General features: G+C 33.0%; 18 protein-coding genes. 15 read left to right on the forward strand and 3 right to left on the reverse strand.

Going from position 1 to position 15,765, the window contains the following annotated elements; genetic code table 11:
* Positions 1-76: 76 nt before the first annotated feature.
* Positions 77-343, reverse strand: a complete 267-nt coding sequence (locus HMPREF3241_RS02060) for a DUF3055 domain-containing protein (protein ID WP_002439025.1) — start codon at positions 341-343, stop codon at positions 77-79.
* Positions 344-461: 118 nt separating this feature from the next.
* Here HMPREF3241_RS02060 and HMPREF3241_RS02065 point away from each other — a divergent pair, with 118 nt between their 5' ends.
* From HMPREF3241_RS02065 to dltD, 8 genes are all read left to right on the forward strand, one after another.
* Positions 462-896 (forward strand): DUF86 domain-containing protein, encoded by a 435-nt coding sequence (locus tag HMPREF3241_RS02065; protein ID WP_002457204.1) that lies wholly within the window; start codon positions 462-464, stop codon positions 894-896.
* Entirely contained in the window at positions 896-1,675 is a 780-nt protein-coding gene (locus HMPREF3241_RS02070; protein ID WP_002475052.1) for a TIGR01457 family HAD-type hydrolase, read from the forward strand. Before HMPREF3241_RS02065 ends, HMPREF3241_RS02070 begins: the two co-directional genes overlap by 1 nt.
* A 41-nt stretch (positions 1,676-1,716) precedes the next feature.
* Positions 1,717-2,688 carry a 2-hydroxyacid dehydrogenase gene (locus HMPREF3241_RS02075; RefSeq protein ID WP_002475050.1) on the forward strand — a complete coding sequence of 324 codons (972 nt, stop codon included), beginning with the start codon at positions 1,717-1,719 and terminating at the stop codon, positions 2,686-2,688.
* Between the two features lie 404 nt (positions 2,689-3,092).
* Entirely contained in the window at positions 3,093-3,239 is a 147-nt protein-coding gene (locus tag HMPREF3241_RS02080; protein WP_001831913.1) for a teichoic acid D-Ala incorporation-associated protein DltX, read from the forward strand.
* A gap of 15 nt (positions 3,240-3,254) precedes the next feature.
* Positions 3,255-4,712, forward strand: coding sequence for a D-alanine--poly(phosphoribitol) ligase subunit DltA (gene dltA, locus HMPREF3241_RS02085; protein WP_002446029.1), 1,458 nt, complete (start codon positions 3,255-3,257; stop codon positions 4,710-4,712).
* On the forward strand, positions 4,709-5,923 hold the full coding sequence (gene dltB / locus HMPREF3241_RS02090; protein WP_002475036.1) for a D-alanyl-lipoteichoic acid biosynthesis protein DltB: 1,215 nt from the start codon (positions 4,709-4,711) through the stop codon (positions 5,921-5,923). Before dltA ends, dltB begins: the two co-directional genes overlap by 4 nt.
* Positions 5,924-5,940: 17 nt before the next feature.
* On the forward strand, positions 5,941-6,177 hold the full coding sequence (gene dltC / locus HMPREF3241_RS02095; protein ID WP_001831996.1) for a D-alanine--poly(phosphoribitol) ligase subunit 2: 237 nt from the start codon (positions 5,941-5,943) through the stop codon (positions 6,175-6,177).
* Positions 6,174-7,412, forward strand: a complete 1,239-nt coding sequence (gene dltD / locus HMPREF3241_RS02100) for a D-alanyl-lipoteichoic acid biosynthesis protein DltD (RefSeq protein ID WP_002475053.1) — start codon at positions 6,174-6,176, stop codon at positions 7,410-7,412. Before dltC ends, dltD begins: the two co-directional genes overlap by 4 nt.
* Before the next feature lie 292 nt (positions 7,413-7,704).
* On the opposite strand, the gene HMPREF3241_RS02105 is transcribed toward dltD, so the two are convergent.
* Positions 7,705-7,947: a NifU family protein gene (locus tag HMPREF3241_RS02105; RefSeq protein ID WP_001831958.1), complete on the reverse strand. Its 243-nt coding sequence runs from the start codon at positions 7,945-7,947 to the stop codon at positions 7,705-7,707.
* A gap of 99 nt (positions 7,948-8,046) precedes the next feature.
* On the opposite strand from HMPREF3241_RS02105, the gene HMPREF3241_RS02110 reads away from it, so the two are divergent.
* A complete protein-coding gene (locus HMPREF3241_RS02110) occupies positions 8,047-8,367 on the forward strand; it encodes a YuzD family protein (protein WP_002446032.1) in 321 nt (106 codons plus the stop codon).
* 192 nt (positions 8,368-8,559) lie between these two features.
* Here HMPREF3241_RS02110 and HMPREF3241_RS02115 read toward each other — a convergent pair whose 3' ends face one another.
* Positions 8,560-9,624, reverse strand: a complete 1,065-nt coding sequence (locus tag HMPREF3241_RS02115; RefSeq protein WP_002485998.1) for an NAD(P)/FAD-dependent oxidoreductase — start codon at positions 9,622-9,624, stop codon at positions 8,560-8,562.
* Positions 9,625-9,910: 286 nt separating this feature from the next.
* On the opposite strand from HMPREF3241_RS02115, the gene HMPREF3241_RS02120 reads away from it, so the two are divergent.
* The 6 genes from HMPREF3241_RS02120 (at position 9,911) to HMPREF3241_RS02145 (ending at position 15,724) form a co-directional block, all read left to right on the forward strand.
* Entirely contained in the window at positions 9,911-10,156 is a 246-nt protein-coding gene (locus HMPREF3241_RS02120; protein WP_001831896.1) for a YuzB family protein, read from the forward strand.
* Positions 10,157-10,185: 29 nt separating this feature from the next.
* Positions 10,186-10,545: a HesB/IscA family protein gene (locus HMPREF3241_RS02125; protein WP_002446034.1), complete on the forward strand. Its 360-nt coding sequence runs from the start codon at positions 10,186-10,188 to the stop codon at positions 10,543-10,545.
* Between the two features lie 269 nt (positions 10,546-10,814).
* On the forward strand, positions 10,815-12,023 hold the full coding sequence (locus HMPREF3241_RS02130) for an NAD(P)/FAD-dependent oxidoreductase (protein ID WP_002485996.1): 1,209 nt from the start codon (positions 10,815-10,817) through the stop codon (positions 12,021-12,023).
* Positions 12,024-12,343: 320 nt separating this feature from the next.
* On the forward strand, positions 12,344-13,825 hold the full coding sequence (locus HMPREF3241_RS02135) for a M17 family metallopeptidase (protein WP_002486000.1): 1,482 nt from the start codon (positions 12,344-12,346) through the stop codon (positions 13,823-13,825).
* Positions 13,826-14,010: 185 nt separating this feature from the next.
* Positions 14,011-15,327, forward strand: a complete 1,317-nt coding sequence (locus HMPREF3241_RS02140) for a Na+/H+ antiporter family protein (protein ID WP_002485997.1) — start codon at positions 14,011-14,013, stop codon at positions 15,325-15,327.
* Positions 15,328-15,349: 22 nt separating this feature from the next.
* The gene (locus tag HMPREF3241_RS02145) at positions 15,350-15,724 is read left to right on the forward strand and encodes a hotdog fold thioesterase (RefSeq protein ID WP_001831899.1); all 375 of its coding nucleotides are present in this window, start codon (positions 15,350-15,352) and stop codon (positions 15,722-15,724) included.
* The last annotated feature ends 41 nt before the right edge of the window (positions 15,725-15,765 follow it).

Below are 15,765 nucleotides of genomic sequence, written 5' to 3' on the forward strand. Positions count from 1 at the left end.
TTATATAATTCCCACTAATTGGGGTCAGTCTAAGAGCGTCATCTCAATTTAAGTGGACTTTTATAACATAACGCTTCTATTGAATAACTTCATTTAAATATTCAATAATTTCATCCGCTTCTTCCTTTGATACTCCTAATATATGAGAAATGTAACCTTCTTCTTCTATATCATCTGAACCTATAATGCCAAATTGATTAGTCTGCATATTTAAAACTAAAGTTTTACCGTAGTGTCTATCTGTTTGTACAAGCATTAAGTCGTAACGACTATGCTCACCAACAAAGCCGACGAACTGTACTTGGCTTTGTTCTTCATCATCATATAAATACATATCTATCATATCTCTGACGCTCCTTTACATTGCGAAAACTATTATATTTAAGTATAACGACAAATGATGATGACTGCAAAACTATGGTATGATTAACTTATTAGATGTATGAAGAGGTGACAAGCGAATGTATTTCGTAGATAAAGATAAACTAACTCAGAAAATCACTTACTTACAAAAGCTCACTGAAGATTACAATGATAATAAAAGGAATCCATATGCTTTTGAACGAATTGCCCAAATGTTAATTGAATCTTCTGTAGATATTGGCAATATGATTATAGATGGGTTTATTTTAAGAGATCCTGGTAATTATAAAGATGTAATAGATATTTTAGAATTGGAAAATGTTATTTCAAAAGAAACACAATCACATATCAATCGAACTATTGATGTTAGAAAACAGTTTGCACATCACTATATCGATTTAAATATGAATAAAATTGAGCCGTTATTTGATGATGCACTACCATACTATAAGCAATTTATTCAAGAAGTAGGACAATTTTTAGAAAATGAAAATGTACCAATTACCGCATTTGGAAAAGGAGAGAATAACTAGTGAAACATTATCAGGCATACTTAATCGATTTAGATGGGACAATGTATAAAGGCACAGAGGAAATTGACGGTGCCGCACAATTTATAGATTATTTAAATAATAATCGTATCCCTCATCTATATGTAACTAATAATTCTACAAAGACACCTGTTCAAGTTACTGAGAAATTACGTGAGATGCATATTGATGCTAAACCAGATGAAGTTGTAACGTCAGCATTGGCAACAGCGGATTATATCTCTGAACAGCATCCTAATGCAACTGTATATATGATTGGTGGCCATGGACTTAAAACTGCACTAACTGATGCAGGGCTTTCAATAAAAAACGATGAACATGTTGATTATGTAGTTATTGGTTTAGACGAAAAGGTCACATATGAAAAATTATCAATTGCAACATTAGCTGTACGTAATGGAGCTAAATTTATATCTACCAATCCAGATGTATCCATACCTAAAGAGAGAGGTTTTTTACCTGGTAATGGTGCTATTACGAGTGTGGTCAGCGTCTCTACCGGCATTCAGCCAGAGTTTATTGGTAAACCTGAAACAATTATAATGTCTAAGTCTTTAGATATACTTGGATTAGAAAAATCAGAAGTGGCAATGGTTGGTGATTTATATGACACAGACATTATGTCAGGTATTAACGTGGGTATTGATACGATACATGTTCAAACTGGTGTGAGTACGTATGAAGATATTCAATCTAAAGAAATACCGCCTACGTATTCATTTAAAGATTTAAATGTAGCTATTGCAGAATTAGAAAAATAAAATTATCATCTATCTGTTTTGAAATTAATAGAGGTGTGCATATGAATAAAATACTCGTAACACGTCAAATTCCACAACACTACATTGAACAACTTAAAAAAATAGGACAAGTTGTCATGTGGGAACACGATTTAACGCCCATGTCTAGAGAGTCATTTCTTGCTAACGTTGAAGATGCAACAGCATGTGTGATCACATTGAGTGAGCATATTGATGAAGAAGTATTTCTCAGGGCACAACAACTTAAAGTGATTGCTAATATGGCTGTAGGTTTTGATAATATTGATATTACATTAGCAAAGAAACATGGTGTAGTTGTTACTAATACACCTCACGTACTGACAGAGACAACTGCCGAACTAGGGTTTACATTGATGCTTACTGTAGCCCGTAGAATCATAGAAGCGACTTCATATATTCAAGAGGGTAAGTGGAAAAGTTGGGGACCATACTTATTATCAGGAAAAGATGTATACGGTGCAACTGTTGGTATTTTTGGAATGGGTGATATAGGAAAAGCGTTTGCACGTCGCTTACAAGGGTTTGATGCACGGATAATATATCACAACCGCAAACGTGATTTAATTGCTGAAAGTGAGTTAAATGCTACATATGTAACATTTAGCTCTTTACTTGAACAAAGTGATTTTATTATTTGTACAGCACCTTTAACAAAGAAAACTGAGAATCAATTTGATAATCGAGCTTTTAATAAAATGAAAAATGATGCTGTCTTCATTAATATTGGAAGAGGTGCAATTGTAGATGAGGAAGCACTTTTAGAAGCATTAAAAAATCATGAGATACAAGCCTGTGGTTTAGATGTTATGCGTCAAGAACCTATTCAACCTGACCATCCAATACTGAAATTACCTAACGCTGTGGTGTTACCTCACATAGGAAGTTCATCTCAAGTCACTAGAAATCGAATGGTACAACTTTGTATAGATAATATTAAAGCAGTATTAAATAATGATGCACCACTAACCCCTGTAACCCCTTTACACATTTAAAATTTATTCACGTTAGTCATATTCCATCAATTGAATGTGATAACGTGAATTTTTTTATTTGATAAAACTAACAATTTTGTTATACCCACTGTAATTGTCTAATCATGGCTTTAGAATTAAAATAATGTTGTTCTTAAAAAGAGAGAACCATTTCTAATTGAGTCGTTGACATATGATTTGAATATGTAAAAATTTCAATACAATTTTAATGAAGACATAAAATTTGAATTGAATTATATTTGAAACAAAGATATAATGAATTGTAAAATTAAATTATAAAATGTATATTGTATTACTTGATGTCTATTAGTAATGATTAAGGTTCATAGTACATGATTTAATATAAGAACATTGAGAAGATTTACGATTAATAATAGTTAGAGTTTGAGAGGTGCTATTTAAAAATGAAAGGAAAAGAGCCTTCTAACAAATATTTTGATAAAATGAAGCCTTACTTAATCACTTTGTTATATTTAGCTATTTTTATAGCGCTGTATTTAATTTATGGTAGTGGTGATACACAAAACAACTTCATTTATAATGAATTCTAATGAGGGAGAGTAGTTATGGCAGACTTAATTAATATTCTAAACCACTTTGTTCAGGAACAACCTGAAGCAGTTGCGGTTAGACATACAAATGATGAGCTAACATATAAGCAACTTGATGAAGAATCAAGTAAGTTAGCACATCTATTACAAGATAGTAAAAAGCCAATGATTTTATATGGTCACATGTCACCTTACATGATTGTTGGTATGATTGGAGCGATTAAATCCGGTTGCGGTTATGTTCCTATCGATACTTCTGTTCCAAAAGAACGTGTCAATATGATTATTGATAAAGTACAACCGGAAATCATTTTCAATACTTCAGATGAGACTTTGGAACAGACAAATGCACAAGTGCTTAAGGTTAGCGATATTCAGGATTCACAATATCCAATTGTCTTTGATAGTCAAATGAAGCAAAACGATGTAGTATATACAATTTTTACTTCAGGGTCTACGGGAGAACCTAAAGGTGTACAAATTGAATATGCAAGTTTAAATGAATTCGCAGAATGGATGGTATCTTTAAATAAAACTGGTACTGGTAAAGAATGGTTAAATCAAGCGCCATTTTCGTTTGATTTATCAGTAATGGCAATCTATCCTTGTTTAACATCAGGTGGTACTTTAAATCTTGTTGATAAAGATATGATCAAAAAACCTAAACTATTGAACGAAATGTTAGTTCAAACACCGATGAATGTTTGGGTTTCTACGCCTTCTTTTATAGAAATGTGTTTATTATTACCTAATTTAAATGAACAACAATATAATAGCTTAAAGCAATTCTTTTTCTGTGGGGAAATTTTACCGCATAAAACAGCTAAAGTCTTAGTTGAAAGATTTCCGAATTCAATGATTTATAACACATATGGACCAACTGAAGCTACTGTTGCAGTCACAAGTATACAAATCACAGAAGAAATTTTAAATCAATATAATCCTTTACCAGTTGGTGTGGCTAGACCTGGTACAAGATTATTTGCTACTGAAGAAGGAGAACTTGTCATTGAGGGGCAAAGCGTCAGTTTAGGTTATTTAAAGAATGAAGAAAAGACAGCCGCAGTATTTAATTTTGAAGACGGTGTTAGAACATATCATACTGGGGATAAAGCTAAAATTGAAGATGGATTGTGGTTTATTCAAGGACGTATTGATTTCCAAATTAAACTAAATGGTTATCGTATGGAACTAGAGGAAATTGAAACACAATTACGCCAGTCAAAACATGTAAGAGAGGCTGTTGTTGTGCCGGTTTATAAAAATGGAAAGGTCGTACATTTAATAGGAGCAGTAGTACCTACTGAATCTGTAGAAGATAATTTAGCAATGACAACTCAAATTAAACACGAACTTAAATCACGCTTACCAGAATATATGATTCCTAGAAAGTTCGAATGGATGGAACGACTACCACTCACATTAAATGGTAAATTAGATCGTAAGAAAATTGCCGAGGTTGTAAACGGATGATACCTTATGGCACATTTACATTTTTCTTAATTGCATTTATCGTTCTTATACCTGTGATAATACTTGGATTCTTAGGTAAGCGAAGTTATATTTACAATGGTATAAGTACAGCAATCATGATTGTCATTATATTTGCATCAGATAAACATAATCTGTTAGGGCAAAAATATCTAAGTGCACAACTTTTTTGTTTTATTATTTATGTCATATGGCAGGTTGCCCTCATTATGTACTACTATCAATCACGACAAAGGAAGAATACATTTACAAAATTTGTAACAATTATGGTATTGTCTATTCTCCCTCTAGCAATTGTTAAGATATTACAGAGTTCATGGTTAGGTGGACATCAAATTCACTTCCATGAAAGTAAATTAATTGAATTTGTAGGATTTTTAGGTATCTCGTACGTCACTTTCAAAAGTGTTCAATTAATTATGGAGATTCGTGATGGTTCTATTAAAGAAATCAAAGTAGGGAAATTGATACAATTCATTTCTTTCTTCCCAACCATTTCATCTGGACCTATTGATAGATATAAACGTTATGTGAAAGATGATAAGAAAGTACCTAGTGGTGCAGAGTACAGAGAGCTTGTTATCAAAGCAATTCATATGATTATGTTAGGGTTCTTATATAAATATATTATTGCGTATTTGATTCAGACATACGCTGTTAATCCTTTACAACTTAACCTACATGGGTTTACTCATATGTGGCTATATATGTACGCCTATAGCTTATATTTATTCTTTGATTTTGCAGGATACAGTTTATTCGCGATTGCAGTGAGTTATTTATATGGTATTAAGACGCCGCCTAACTTTAAACAACCGTTTAAAGCCAAAAATATTAAAGATTTCTGGAATAGATGGCATATGACTTTATCTTTCTGGTTTAGAGATTGTATCTATATGAGATCTTTATTCTACATGTCACGTAAGAAGTTATTAAAAAGTCAATTTGCAATGTCAAATGTAGCGTTCTTTTTAAACTTTTTCATAATGGGAGTATGGCATGGTCTAGAAGTATATTACATTGTATATGGATTATACCACGCAGCGTTATTCATAGGTTATGGTTATTATGAGCGTTGGCGTAAAAAGCATCCACCACGTTGGCAAAATGGTTTCACTACAGCTATAAGTATTATCATTACCTTCCATTTTGTAACTTTCGGATTCTTAATTTTCTCAGGCAAATTTATTTAATAAAGGAGTAATTAATTATGGAATTTAGAGAACAAGTATTAGATTTATTAGCAGAAGTAGCTGAAAATAACATTGTGAAGGAAAACCCAGATGTAGAAATCTTTGAAGAAGGTATTATTGATTCATTTCAAACTGTAGGTTTACTTTTAGAAATTCAAAATAAATTGGATATTGAAGTGTCAATTATGGACTTTGATAGAGATGAGTGGGCAACTCCTAATAAAATTGTAGAAGCTTTAGAAGAGTTACGATGAAACTGAAACCATTCTTACCCATTATAATCAGCGGCGTCATATTTATTATATTTTTATTTTTACCAGCAAGTTGGTTTACTGGTCTTGTGACAAATAAGACGTTAGCTGATAATAGAATTTCTTTAACTGATCAAGTTTTAAAAGGCACGCTCATTCAAAATAAATTATTCGAGTCAAATAAGTATTACCCGATTTATGGTTCCAGTGAACTGGAAAAGGATGATCCTTTTAATCCAGGTATAGCGCTAAATAAACAAAATGCTAGTAAAGAAACGTTCCTTATTGGTGCGGGAGGTTCGACAGATTTAATTAATGCAGTTGAACTTGCAGCGCAATACGACAATTTAAAAGGAAAGAAATTTACATTTATTATTTCTCCACAATGGTTTACGAATCATGGATTAACAAATCAAAACTTTGATGCTCGTATGTCACAAAGTCAAATCAATCAGATGTTTAATCAAAAAGATATGCCAGCTAATTTGAAGAAACGGTATGCACAAAGATTGTTACAGTTTCCGCATGCACACAATAAGTCATACCTTAGAGAACAAGCAAAACGCCCTGATGATGTCTCTGGAAACTACATTTCTTCATTTAAAGAAAATCAATTAACTAAGATTGAAGCTATTAAATCATTATTCTCATTCACTAAGCCACCTTTAGCAGAAGTAAAACCGGCAACAAGAGAAGATGCTTCATGGGATGAAATGAAACATAAAGCTGTCGATATAGGCAAAGCAAATACTCAATCTAATAAATATGATATAAGAGATCCATATTGGAAATTGATAAAACAAAACAAGCGTAAAATCAAAAGGGATTATGAGTTCAACATTAACTCACCTGAGTTCCAAGATTTAAAACTATTAGTGCAAACGCTACATGCTGCTGGAGCTGATGTACAATATGTTAGTATACCTTCAAATGGAAGATGGTATGATCATATAGGTATCAAAAAAGATAGACGTGAAGCTGTATATAAAAAGATTCATTCAACAGTAGTTGATAATGGTGGAAAAATTTATGATTTGACAAACAAGGACTATGAAAAGTACGTAATTAGTGATGCTGTTCATATTGGATGGAAAGGTTGGGTTTATGTCGACCAGCAAATCGCAAGACATATGGATGGTCATGCACCTAAAAATCATGAAGTCGATTATTCTAAAAATAAACCACCACACAAACATCACAAAGGTCGTCAAGATGATCAACATCAAGGCAACAAATAATATTATTAACCGAAATAAAATTAGGTGAACTAGGTACAGAATTCGTTGTTCATCCCGTGTAACGAGATTTGTAAGGGAAACACCTCGATGTAAAGTATTATTCATTTCTATCTTTGATAGCCAGTATATAAAATGCTTAGGAACAATATTTTGTATCCTAAGCATTTTATTGTTTATATAGCATCATAGGGTTAATATTAGTGCGCTATGATTTCATTTATTCATTTCTATCAAATTAAAAAAACCTAGGACGTTACTATGAGTCCTAGGTTTATAAATATATAGGGATATATTAGAATACTTGTTCTACTTCTATTACACCTGGAACTTCTTCATGAAGCGCACGCTCGATGCCAGCTTTTAAGGTTATTGTAGAACTAGGACATGTTCCGCAAGCGCCGTGTAATTGTAGTTTAACTATACCATCTTCAACATCTACAAGCGTACAATCGCCACCATCTCGTAGTAAAAATGGACGCAAACGTTCTATAACTTCTGCTACTTGATCAAACATTGTTGGATTCTCAGTAGGCATATGACATGTCTCCTTTCAGAGCAATTATTTCATAATCATTATTATTACATTATAATAGATAAAGTAGTAAAAATCTATAAAACAAGATAGGGGATTTTAATGACTAAAATTAGTGTTGTCGTATATGGAGCAGAAGTCGTTTGTGCGAGTTGTGTAAATGCACCTACTTCTATAGATACTTATCAATGGCTTCAAGCATTACTTTTAAGAAAGTTTCCTCAACATCATTTTGAATTTACATATATTGACATACGAAATGATACTGAAAATTTAACTGATCATGATATGCAATTTATAGAAAGAATTAATGAAGATGAGTTGTTTTACCCATTAGTTACGATGAATGATGAATATGTAGCAGATGGTTACATACAATATAAACAAATAACCCGTTTTATTGAATCATATTTTACCACGTAAGATTAAAAGAAGGGGGACAATACTCATACTAACCATGTGCCTCAATTGACATTGTCTGTGTTATTTTCCGTTGAAATTCTTCATTTTCGGGCTACATCTTTTATTGAGAAGAATAACTTTTCAATTCTGTCATTGTTTGTGATTAATAATAAAGAACCTAGGAAAATGTAAGTGTCCTAGGTTCTTTATTTATTAACCATTATGATATTTATAGCGCCACAGAACACCTGATTTTAAAATAGAAGCCAGTCGTCCGGTAACTGTTCGATCCATGATATAAGCAAAACCTTGTTTGTCACCTAAAGAGCCTAAAAAGCCTTGTACTTTAATTTCAGGCATTTTATCTGGAAGTGGTTCGTTATTCCATTGCTTCTTCAACACCTCAGCAATCTGTTCACCCTGTAGTTCTGCTAGTTGAGCGCTGGGTGCATATGGTAAATTAGCACAGTCACCTACGACATAGACATTTCTATAGGTTGGGACTTGATGGTACTGATTAATAATCACGCGTCCAGTGGTACTCATATCGATAGGAAGATTACGCACAATTTCAACAGGTTGTATGCCTGCTGTCCAAACGACTAAATCAATATTCTCTGGTTTACCATTATTATAAATTTTTCCAGGTTCAACTTTGTCGATGACTGAATTGGGTACTACAGTAACATTGTGTTTAGAAAACCAATTGGATATGTATTTACTTAGTTTCTCAGGAAAATTCCTTAAAATTCGAGGCCCTCTATCATATAATAAAATTTCCAAGTCTGATCGACTTTCACGTAGTTCGCTCGCTAATTCAATGCCACTTAAACCTGCCCCAACGATACCTACACGCGCCCCTTTAGGTAATTCGCTAATTCTATGGTACGTATCACGCGATTTAGATAATGTTTGAATGCTATGAGTATATGCTTCAGCACCAGGGACATTATGATATTTATCCTCACACCCTAGACCAATGATAAGTTCGTCATAATCTATTTTTGAATTTCCAACTGTTATCATTTGTTCGTCCAAATCTATATCATTGATTTCCCCATAAACCGTATTAATTTTACTGCTATCTGGAAATTGGATTCGCACCTCTTTGTCAGATTTAGTTCCTGCTGCAAGTGCATAAAATTCTGGTTTTAAACCGTGGAATGGCATGCGGTCGATTAAAGTTAAGTGATATCCCTCAGGAATTGAATGAGGTAAAATGCGCGACATAATTCGCATATTACCATAGCCCCCGCCTAGTAATACTAAGTTTTTCATTGATTTATACCCCTTTGTTAAAATTGTTTTATTGAAACCCTTTTCAAAAATTACTAGAATACTCTAAATGAAGATGATTCCTAGTCCCTGATAGTTATAATAAAATACTTGTATGCATGACTATTATATCTATTTTTCAAATTGACTACAAACAAATGTAGAATGCAATTTAATTATTATAAAATTTAAAAAGATAAACAAAATTAAAATCGTCATACCGACTGATAGTCAGGACATTGAATACTTTGTTATAATGTTTAAACTAATAAAGATAAGAAGGTGACTTATGTTTCCATTAGTGGAGTTCTGTATTTCAAATATGGCCAAAGGCAGTGATGTTGTATTTGAAAAATTAGAAAATGATCCTAATATAGATGTCCTTGAATACGGTTGTCTACAAAATTGTGGTCTATGCGCAAGTAGCTTGTATGCCCTTGTAGATGGTGATATTGTTGAAGGTAACACACCAGACGATTTATTAAAAAACATATATCAACATATCGAAGATAATGATATAACGAATTTGCTATAGAGATTAAAAAATTATGGGAGGTTTTTTATATGCCAACAGTCATTTTAACTGAAGCTGCAGCATTTGAAGTTAAAGACATGTTAAAAAATAACGACATGTCTGATGGTTATTTAAAAATTAAAGTAAATGGTGGAGGATGCACAGGATTAACCTATGGTATGTCAGCCGAAGCAGAACCTGGTGAAAATGATGAAATTCTCGAATATTATGGTTTGAAAGTTCTAGTAGACCAAAATGATGCTCCAGTATTAAATGGAACAACAATTGATTTTAAACAGTCACTTATGGGTGGAGGATTTCAAATAGACAATCCTAATGCTATTGCCTCATGTGGTTGTGGAAGTTCATTTAAAACAGCTAAAGTCGCTGGAAATCCAGAGCAATGTTAACTTCATATTGCCATCCGAAATTAAATTAAACTTTTCACAAACTATCCCTATTGTAGCTTGAAAATATAGGGTAAAAGCTATAAAATTAAAACTAGATTAAAAGTGTCTTTTATGTGAACAACTGAAGAGCAAAACCCAAAAAAGACTTGAAAATTTTAAATGTTGACTAAGACTATAAAGAAAGAGACAATTTGGCTTGTCATATGTTTATAGCCTTTATCTACATTGTTGGTTGGTTAAAATATTATGAAAGCTTAGGTGAATTAGAGATGGCTCAAGATCGTAAGAAAGTGCTCGTATTAGGTGCAGGTTATGCTGGTTTACAAACTGTAACTAAATTGCAAAAGGAACTTTCTGCTGATGCAGCGGAAATTACTTTAATTAATAAGAATGAATATCATTATGAATCAACTTGGTTGCATGAAGCTTCTGCCGGTACGATTAATTATGAAGATTTATTGTATCCTGTTGAGAAAACTGTCAACAAAGATAAAGTGAATTTTGTTGTTGCTGAGGTAACAAAAATTGATCGTAATGCTAAACGCGTAGAAACTGATAAGGGTGTTTATGACTTTGATATCTTAGTTGTTGCACTAGGTTTTGTTAGCGAAACATTTGGCATTGATGGTATGAAAGAACATGCTTTCCAAATTGAGAACGTTTTAACTTCTCGTAAGTTGTCTCGTCACATTGAAGATAAGTTCGCAAATTATGCTGCTTCTAAAGAAAAAGATGATAAAGATTTATCTATTTTAGTTGGGGGAGCTGGATTTACAGGTATTGAATTTCTAGGTGAATTAACTGATAGAATTCCTGAATTATGCAGTAAATATGGTGTTGATCAAAGTAAAGTGAAGTTAACATGTGTTGAAGCAGCACCTAAAATGTTACCGATGTTCTCAGACGACTTAGTTAGTTATGCAGTAAAATATTTAGAAGACCGTGGAGTAGAATTCAAAATTGCAACACCTATTGTCGCTTGTAATGAAAAAGGTTTCGTTGTTGAAGTCAATGGAGAAAAACAACAGTTAGAAGCTGGAACTTCTGTATGGACTGCTGGAGTGCGTGGAAGTCATTTAATGGAAGAATCATTTGAAGGTGTTAAACGTGGACGCGTTATCAATAAACAAGATTTAACAATTGAAGGTCATAATGACATCTTCGTTATAGGAGATTGTTCAGCGTTTATTCCAGCTGGTGAAGAGCGTCCATTACCAACAACAGCTCAAATTGCTATGCAACAAGGTGAGCATACTGCTAGCAACATTAAACGTTTATTAAATGGTGAATCAACACAAGATTTCCAATATGTTAACCGTGGAACTGTATGTTCATTAGGTGCTAATGATGGTGTTGGAATTGTATATGGTAGAGATATCGCTGGTAAAAAAGCAGCATTCTTGAAGAAAGTTATTGATACTCGTGCGATTTACAAACTTGGTGGCATAGGATTAGCCTTTAAAAAAGGGAAATTTTAATCAAGTAATAGACATTAAAAATACAATAAAAAGGTACGAGACATAATTTATTGTCTCCCTTAGCAAAGATGACTAGAGTTAAAATATGTAAACAACTCAAATTAATTTTGTCATCGATTGTTTATATTTTAATTATACCTGGGACAAAATGATTGTCTCAGGTTATTTTTTATCAAAAAAATATGATGAAGAAGAATTTCACACTTAATTAAACAAAAATGCTTTTTATTTAGAGTTAGAGTAAAAAGTGGTTTTGTTTAATATTGTGGTGTTCATAACTTATAATTATTGTTATACATAATGAGGAACGGAGGATCTATATGCAATTTTTTATTAATCAAGATACGCCAACATCAATTGAAACGATTGTGGTGGGTGTGCCAGATCACCTCAACCAATTAGGTGAGATAAAATATCATAAGACGTTAATTAAAGAGCGATTAGAAACATTAAAACAATATCATGTCATCAATAGCTCAATCGGCAAAATATCATCAACGCTTATTTATATTGATGAAAAGCCCAAAAGATTATTAACTGTAGGACTAGGAAACTTAAAAATTTTATCATATCAACGTTTATTAAAAGTTTGGGGTCAGTTGTTTCAATATTTAAAAGACGTTCATGTAACGGATTGTGAATTATTGTTAGATACTTTCAAATCTAAATATGGTAACATTATTGAAATTTGTCAAACTTTAGGTTTACAAAGTGCACAATCTATCTTTGAATTTGACCATTATAAATCGGATAAAAAGCCTCCATATCAAGGTAGAGTCTATATACAAACGACAGAGCATAATATAGAAACGAAGATTAACGAAGGCCAACAATTGGGTGAATCTATAAACTATGCTCGTGAACTAAGTCAAATGCCTCCGAATATTTTAACACCCCAATATTTTGCCGAAGAAATAAAAAAGCATTTCGAAGGGAGTTCCGTTAGTGTAGATATCAAAGATCACCGAAAAATTATAGATGAAGGATTTGGATTAATACATGCAGTAGGTAAAGGTTCTAATCATGGTCCGAGATTAATTACGGTATCATACTATGGTGCAGAAGCTGATGAACCACCTATTTCATTAGTGGGTAAGGGCATTACATATGATTCCGGTGGATATAGTATTAAGTCTAAGATAGGTATGCAAACTATGAAATATGATATGTGCGGTGCGGCCAATGTTATTGGTATGGTTGATGCGATCTCTAAGCAAAAGCTACCTGTAAATATTGTAGGAGTGATCGCTTCAGCTGAAAATATGATTGGTGAATCTTCGATGAAACCAGATGATGTATTTACTGCGCTTAATGGTGAAACGGTAGAAATGTTGAATAGTGATGCTGAAGGTAGAATGGTTTTAGGTGACGCAGTATTCTATGCAACACAATTTAAACCACAACTAATTCTTGATTTTGCTACATTAACGGGTGCAGCGATTGTAGCTTTAGGTGATGACAAGGCGGCTGCTTTCCAATCTCATGCTGAAAATGAACTTAAAAACTTATTAACAGTTGCACGTCATGTAGACGAAAAAGTATTCGAATTACCTATTACAGAGACTGAAAGACATTTAATTAAACAATCAGATGTAGCAGATTTAGTCAATCATACGAACGGTCAAGGAAAAGCATTGTTTGCAGCAGCATTTATTTCGCATTTTAGTGGTGACATCCCACACATTCACTTTGATATCGCGGGCCCTGCAACAATTAAAAGTGCTACATATAAAGGTCCAAAGGGTCCGACAGGTTACATGATACCTACAGTTGTAGAGTGGTTACAACAAAAATATAAATAAAGTTATATAGACTCAACTTATTACATTTTTAGGTGTTATATTTTAGTTATTGAAAATAATCAACTAAATATAACTAAATGTATATAATCGTTGAGTCTTTTTTAACATTGACATTAAATATATGTCTTGCTAGTATGTATTTTATAAATACTTTAGTTCGATAGAGTGATAAAGGGTGAGGCGGAATGATAAATGCTGTTGTAATCGCAGTCATATTAATGATCATACTCTGTTTATGTCGATTAAATGTGGTCATTAGCTTATTTATTAGTGCACTTGTCGGTGGATTAATATCAGGTATGAATTTAGAAAAAGTAATTAATGTTTTTGGAAAAAATATAGTAGATGGCGCAGAAGTCGCATTAAGTTATGCGTTACTCGGTGGTTTTGCTGCTTTGATTTCATATAGTGGTATAACTGATTATCTTGTTGGTAAAATTATTGCAAGTATTCATGCTGAAAATAGTAGACTTTCCCGAGTTAAGGTTAAAATAATTATTATCATTGCATTGTTAGCAATGAGTATCATGAGTCAAAACTTAATTCCTGTACATATTGCCTTTATTCCAATTGTAATACCTCCGCTTGTGAGTTTGTTTAACGATTTAAGAATTGATCGCAGACTTATTGCTTTAGTAATAGGATTTGGTTTGTGTTTTCCTTACGTGCTATTACCTTATGGTTTCGGTCAAATTTTCCATCAAATCATTCAAAGTGGTTTTCAAAAAGCAAACCATCCAATTGAGATGAACATGATATGGAAGGCGATGTTAATACCTTCAATGGGATATGTTGTGGGTCTCATACTTGGATTTATTGTTTATAGAAAGCCACGCGTTTATGAACAACGTAATGTAAATGATCGAGAAACAATTTCGGAACTCAAACCTTATGTGCTAATTGTTACTGTCATTGCCATACTAGCTACGTTTTTAGTACAGACATTTACAGATTCTATGATTTTTGGTGCGTTAGCTGGGGTACTTGTTTTCTTTGTTTCAAGAGCTTATCGTTGGTATGAACTCGATGAACAATTTGTAGATGGAGTCAAATTAATGGCTTATATTGGTGTAGTGATACTAACAGCTAACGGGTTTGCTGGCGTGATGAATGCAACAGGTGATATAGATAGCTTAGTCAAGAGTTTAACAGGATTAACTGGAGATCATAAATTGATTAGTATTATCGTCATGTACCTCATTGGACTTATTGTAACATTAGGTATTGGTTCCTCTTTTGCAACAATACCTATTATTGCTTCATTATTTATACCTTTTGGAGCATCAATTGGTTTAGACACAATGGCTCTTATTGCTTTAATTGGTACAGCAAGTGCTTTAGGTGATTCAGGTTCTCCAGCAAGTGATTCTACACTTGGACCGACAGCCGGTTTGAATATGGATGGACAACATGATCATATTCGTGATACATGTATCCCGAATTTCTTATTTTATAATGTTCCCCTTATGGTTTTTGGTACGATAGCAGCTATGGTACTATAACTACTGAAATGAGGTGTGAACTATGACCAATCTTTTAGAAACATTTGAAATGAAGATTGAACAAAAAGAAGATGGTAAAGTAGTAGTGTCTATGCCTGTGACAGATAAAGTAAAGCAACCCTTTGGCTATTTACATGGTGGTGCGAGTTTAGCTTTAGGTGAAACAGCATGTTCGATAGGTGCTGCTCATTTGATTGATACGCAGCAATTCATTCCACTAGGTTTAGAAATGAATGCAAATCATATTCGCTCAACTCGACAAGGACATGTGAGAGCGTTTGCTTCTTTAATACATCAAGGAAAAACAACACAAGTTTGGAATATTGATATCAAAGATGACCATGACCAATTAATCAGTGTCATGCGTGGTACGATTGCTATTAAACCTATTCAATAATGTAACAGAACACCCCGATTAAATTGTGAATTCTACACAAT

Source organism: Staphylococcus sp. HMSC34G04 (genome assembly GCF_001838765.1).
GTDB lineage: Bacteria > Bacillota > Bacilli > Staphylococcales > Staphylococcaceae > Staphylococcus > Staphylococcus epidermidis.

Coding starts and splice junctions, on each gene's coding strand:
- HMPREF3241_RS02060 (WP_002439025.1), bottom strand. CDS start 343: ATGATAGATATGTATTTATATGATGATGAAGAACAAAGCCAAGTACAG.
- HMPREF3241_RS02125 (WP_002446034.1), top strand. CDS start 10,186: ATGCCAACAGTCATTTTAACTGAAGCTGCAGCATTTGAAGTTAAAGAC.
- HMPREF3241_RS02075 (WP_002475050.1), top strand. CDS start 1,717: ATGAATAAAATACTCGTAACACGTCAAATTCCACAACACTACATTGAA.
- HMPREF3241_RS02135 (WP_002486000.1), top strand. CDS start 12,344: ATGCAATTTTTTATTAATCAAGATACGCCAACATCAATTGAAACGATT.
- dltB (WP_002475036.1), top strand. CDS start 4,709: ATGATACCTTATGGCACATTTACATTTTTCTTAATTGCATTTATCGTT.
- HMPREF3241_RS02080 (WP_001831913.1), top strand. CDS start 3,093: ATGAAAGGAAAAGAGCCTTCTAACAAATATTTTGATAAAATGAAGCCT.
- dltA (WP_002446029.1), top strand. CDS start 3,255: ATGGCAGACTTAATTAATATTCTAAACCACTTTGTTCAGGAACAACCT.
- HMPREF3241_RS02140 (WP_002485997.1), top strand. CDS start 14,011: ATGATAAATGCTGTTGTAATCGCAGTCATATTAATGATCATACTCTGT.
- HMPREF3241_RS02065 (WP_002457204.1), top strand. CDS start 462: ATGTATTTCGTAGATAAAGATAAACTAACTCAGAAAATCACTTACTTA.
- dltC (WP_001831996.1), top strand. CDS start 5,941: ATGGAATTTAGAGAACAAGTATTAGATTTATTAGCAGAAGTAGCTGAA.
- HMPREF3241_RS02115 (WP_002485998.1), bottom strand. CDS start 9,624: ATGAAAAACTTAGTATTACTAGGCGGGGGCTATGGTAATATGCGAATT.
- HMPREF3241_RS02145 (WP_001831899.1), top strand. CDS start 15,350: ATGACCAATCTTTTAGAAACATTTGAAATGAAGATTGAACAAAAAGAA.
- HMPREF3241_RS02105 (WP_001831958.1), bottom strand. CDS start 7,947: ATGCCTACTGAGAATCCAACAATGTTTGATCAAGTAGCAGAAGTTATA.
- HMPREF3241_RS02110 (WP_002446032.1), top strand. CDS start 8,047: ATGACTAAAATTAGTGTTGTCGTATATGGAGCAGAAGTCGTTTGTGCG.
- HMPREF3241_RS02120 (WP_001831896.1), top strand. CDS start 9,911: ATGTTTCCATTAGTGGAGTTCTGTATTTCAAATATGGCCAAAGGCAGT.
- HMPREF3241_RS02130 (WP_002485996.1), top strand. CDS start 10,815: ATGGCTCAAGATCGTAAGAAAGTGCTCGTATTAGGTGCAGGTTATGCT.
- dltD (WP_002475053.1), top strand. CDS start 6,174: ATGAAACTGAAACCATTCTTACCCATTATAATCAGCGGCGTCATATTT.